The following is a 3,935-nucleotide window of genomic DNA, read 5'->3' as shown; positions in this document are numbered from 1 at the left end:
GGCTGCGGTGTTAAAAGAAGCAGGAATTAAAGCTCGCGTCGTTTCTATGCCCTGTTGGGAGCTATTCGAGGAACAATCGGCAGAATACAAAGAATCGGTACTGCCGAAAGCAGTGAAAAAACGTCTCGCGGTGGAAGCGGGTTCAACCATGGGTTGGCATCGCTACATCACCGATGAGGGGGATGTGTTGGGGGTTGATACCTTCGGCGCTTCTGCTCCAGGGGGTGTGATTCTAGAGAAGTTTGGTTTTACCGTGGATAACGTGGTAGCGAAGGCAAAAGCGTTGTTAGGTTAATTAAACTTTGATTTTGTGGAAAAAGCCCGCGCCAGCGGGTTTTTTGTGTTTAAGATGGAACTATATCGTGCAAAGGGTTGACTGGGTGATTCCTTTTACAGACAGAGAACTACAAAAAGCATGGAGAGAAAATCAACGAGCGGCAAAGGTCGAAACCAGAACTAACGCTCATCGTTTATTGCTATTTTACTCGGTTGAATGTGGTCTCAAAGCGGTTTTACTGAAAAGACAAAGTAAAGATTGCACCGATTCTTGTCGAGAATTACTTGAAGTGCGGCATGATATAAATAAGTTACTAGACAAACTAGCTGCGGGAGAAAAACTAAAACTTCCCTCACAATTAAGTATGAAACCTTTAAAAAATAATCAAGAGAGAGAGCTTTCTTGCGGTGAAATTAATCAAATGTGGCGATATGGGGGAGGCTGTGAAAATATTAAGGATAATGAATTAGAAAAAAAATTGTTAGATATATTAAGTTGGATTGCACAGGAGTTGCAGGGACTATGAGAAGACGGCCATTACTAACTTGGTTTGATATTAAAAGAAAAATTGCTCGCGAAACCGCTAACGGAAATGACTTACCTGATAGTATTGTTAAAATTAGTTGTTTTAGTAGTGCTTTAGAGATTGGTATTCAAAATCAAGATGATCAACCAAAAGCTAACTCAATATTAAAAGAATGGTTCGGAGATTGGTATCAAGAATCAGAACAAATTATTCAGCTAGATATTGACAATGCTTCTATTCCTGTAGAATTTATTTTAATAGATAATAGTGCTTGCCTTTCGGCATCGATTCGACCTTTTTGGCAGGAAGTCGCTTATTTAAAAGAAAATCCAGATTCAAATCAATCGGATAATTTTTTAGCCAATGCTTATCGAGATAAGCCAGAAATTATTGCTTTTTATTCTTTTAAAGGTGGTGTGGGAAGAACCCTACATTTAGCCGCTTATATTCTTGCTCTTTTGGCAAGAGCAAAAGAGATAAATAAACCAGTTAAAATTTTAGTTATTGACTCAGATTTAGAGGCTCCGGGGTTAACCTATTGGCAAAGGTATGACAATCAAGAGGCAACCGTATCTTTGATCAATTTTTTAGAAGTTTATCAATATCCCAAGCCATCTCTAGAGGTGGCACTCTCTTGGGTAACTCAAGAAATTCAGAAAACTGCCAAACAGCAAAATAAATCAACTTTATATTTTTTACCCGCTTTTATTGAAGAAGAAGAACTCTTAGATACTCCTATACTGCCAGAAAATTTAGCTAGAAATCCATCGGGTGCTTGGGAGGTAGGGGATGCAATTCATCAATTAGGGCAAAAATTAGCAGTAGATTATATATTTATTGATTTAAGAGCAGGATTAAGTGAAATTTCTAGCCCAATTTTATTTGACTCTAGAATCCAAAGATTTTTAGTAACAACAGTTAATGAGCAATCTTGGCGAGGTGTCAGGATGGTTTTAGAAAAAATTGGCTTACTAGCTCCCAGTGATTCAAAAGTAAAGGATGATAATTATTATGATCCTTCGATAATTATTAGTTTTTTAACTCCAGAAGTTAGAAATTTATCAGCATTTGAGAATATTTTAGAGCAATTACAGTCGGCTTATGTTCAACCCAAAAATGAGAGTTTATATACTACTAGACTGGATATTAAAGAAACTTATTTCGCCCAAGAGTTACTATATGTTAACAATTGGGATGAAGCTCAAAACAAATTAAGTTCAACTTCCTTGATGGAACTGGCAAGACAATGGGCAGAAGATGAATTATCTAATAATAGCATTGCATCAGCCACACCTTCAGATAACTCCTTAGATGATGTGAAAAAACTCAGGGATACTTGCAATAAATATATTTATGCAGAAAAGGGAGAAGGGGAAGATTTACTCATTACCGAGCCATTGAAAAATCTCGCTCGTAATTTTCAAGATAAACTACCTAATGTTATCTCAATTGGTGCTAAAGGTGCGGGAAAAACCTTTAATTATATTCAGCTATCTCGCCTACAGTCTTGGGAAAATTTTTTAAATAAAGTTGATCCTCAAAATCAAGAAAATTCCCGAGAAAATCTCGGTTTAATATTTCCTTTACTGCAATCAAAAAATTTAGCAGAGGATGCCAAAGATATTCTTGAGCAAGCACGGCAAAATGTTAATAATTTTCTTAATAATGATTATCAATTTTCCTTCTCGGATTTAAGAGACAGAATCATACAGTCGCTATCAAATCAGGATTGGAATGAGGTTGATTGGACAAATTTTTGGATCAAAGAAATTTCGAGAGTTTTAGGTTATAATTCTGAAAATTGTCAATTACAAAAACTGCATGAATACCTTCAACAAAAAAACTCGAAGATTATATTTTTATTTGATGGATTAGAAGATGCTTTTCCTAATGTTGCCAATGATAACCTTCAACGAAAAGCCTTGAAAGCCTTGATCGATCATTTACCCAATAAATTATCAGAAATTCGGCAATCTAATCTCGGCTTGATTGTCTTTCTGCGTCGAGATTTCTTGAGATATACAATTACACAAAACTCGCAACAATTTGAAAGCTTATATGGTAACTATGATCTATCTTGGAATCTAGAATCGTTTCTTAAACTTTCCTATTGGCTCTGCATACAATCATCGGTTATTAATGCTAACCATCAAGATTTATTCGATTGTTCAATTGAAGATTTAAAAGAAAAACTAGAACGACTTTGGGGCAAAAAATTAGGAGCAGATAATGCAAGGGAAGCTAAGTCAGACAATTGGATTTTTGCCGCTTTAACCGATTTTAATGGAAGACTACAAGCGCGGGATATTGTGAGATTTTTGTACCATGCTGCTAATATTACTGTAGAAAAAAAAGAAGAAATACAATTTACTAAATGGTCGAATACTAGACTGTTACCTCCCCAAGCGATTCGACGAGCGCTTAAACCCTGTAGTGAAGAAAAAGTTGACGAGTCTAAGGAAGAATATCCTATATTTAAAAGCTGGGTAGAAGAAAGTTTACCTAAATATAGTGATAGAAAAATTCCTTTTTCTCTAGAACAGTTTAATCTGGATGGCACTCAAGTCAATGTTCTTGAGCAAATGGGAGTAATTTATGAGGACAAGGATAAAGAAGATGCAGTTCGTTATTATATGCCCGAAATATTCCGTGAAGGGTTAGGATTTTCTAGTCAAGGTGCGCGTCCTCGTGTTCTAGCTTTAAAGCGCAAAGTTTTGGGGAAATCAAATTTTTAATGGTTCGAGCTTTTTGGCAATGACTATATGATTGATTGTTGTCAGCTTTTCAAAACAGGATTGGCTATTACCCAGCATTGGGAAATTGATTCGTCCAACAAAAAAGCTACACTACTGGGATTCTTGTGTTTTTTTAGCTTTCCTGAAAAATGAAAAGGATAAAATTAATGATTGTATTTCTGTTCTCAAAGCAGCTGAAAATGGTCAGGTAATCTGTCACCGCCGCCTACTCTAGTGCAGTCAAAGCCGATCGCCTGAAGCCATCAAAACTATCCAGGGTGCAGGAGTTGAACCTGCCTAGCACGAATTATGAGTTCGTTGCCTCAACCGCTCGGCCAACCCTGGGTTATACTATTAACTCATTATAGATCGGTAATTACTCTGAACGTGAAAATTC

The 3,935-nt window shown here is 36.4% G+C and carries 3 protein-coding genes and 1 tRNA gene; 3 read left to right on the top strand and 1 reads right to left on the bottom strand.

Translation table 11 applies throughout. The annotated features are described in order from the left end of the window. The 3 genes from PX484_RS13445 to PX484_RS13435 all read left to right on the top strand — a co-directional run. On the top strand, window positions 1-295 hold a 295-nt coding region (locus PX484_RS13445; RefSeq protein ID WP_502882739.1), incomplete at its 5' end, for a transketolase-like TK C-terminal-containing protein. A gap of 7 nt (window positions 296-302) precedes the next feature. Next, window positions 303-803 carry a hypothetical protein gene (locus PX484_RS13440; RefSeq protein ID WP_288104232.1) on the top strand — a complete coding sequence of 167 codons (501 nt, stop codon included), beginning with the start codon at window positions 303-305 and terminating at the stop codon, window positions 801-803. Continuing rightward, window positions 800-3,538 carry a KGGVGR-motif variant AAA ATPase gene (locus tag PX484_RS13435; RefSeq protein ID WP_004268406.1) on the top strand — a complete coding sequence of 913 codons (2,739 nt, stop codon included), beginning with the start codon at window positions 800-802 and terminating at the stop codon, window positions 3,536-3,538. Before PX484_RS13440 ends, PX484_RS13435 begins: the two co-directional genes overlap by 4 nt. A 272-nt stretch (window positions 3,539-3,810) precedes the next feature. Here the strand turns inward: PX484_RS13435 and PX484_RS13430 are convergent. Next, window positions 3,811-3,883, bottom strand: a tRNA-Ile gene (locus PX484_RS13430). Window positions 3,884-3,935 lie beyond the last annotated feature (52 nt).

The sequence above is a fragment of the Microcystis sp. M49636_WE2 genome (genome assembly GCF_030065375.1).
GTDB lineage: Bacteria > Cyanobacteriota > Cyanobacteriia > Cyanobacteriales > Microcystaceae > Microcystis > Microcystis aeruginosa_C.
The sequence above is the reverse complement of the archived record's forward strand: the minus strand, read 5'-3'. Positions and strand labels throughout refer to the sequence as shown.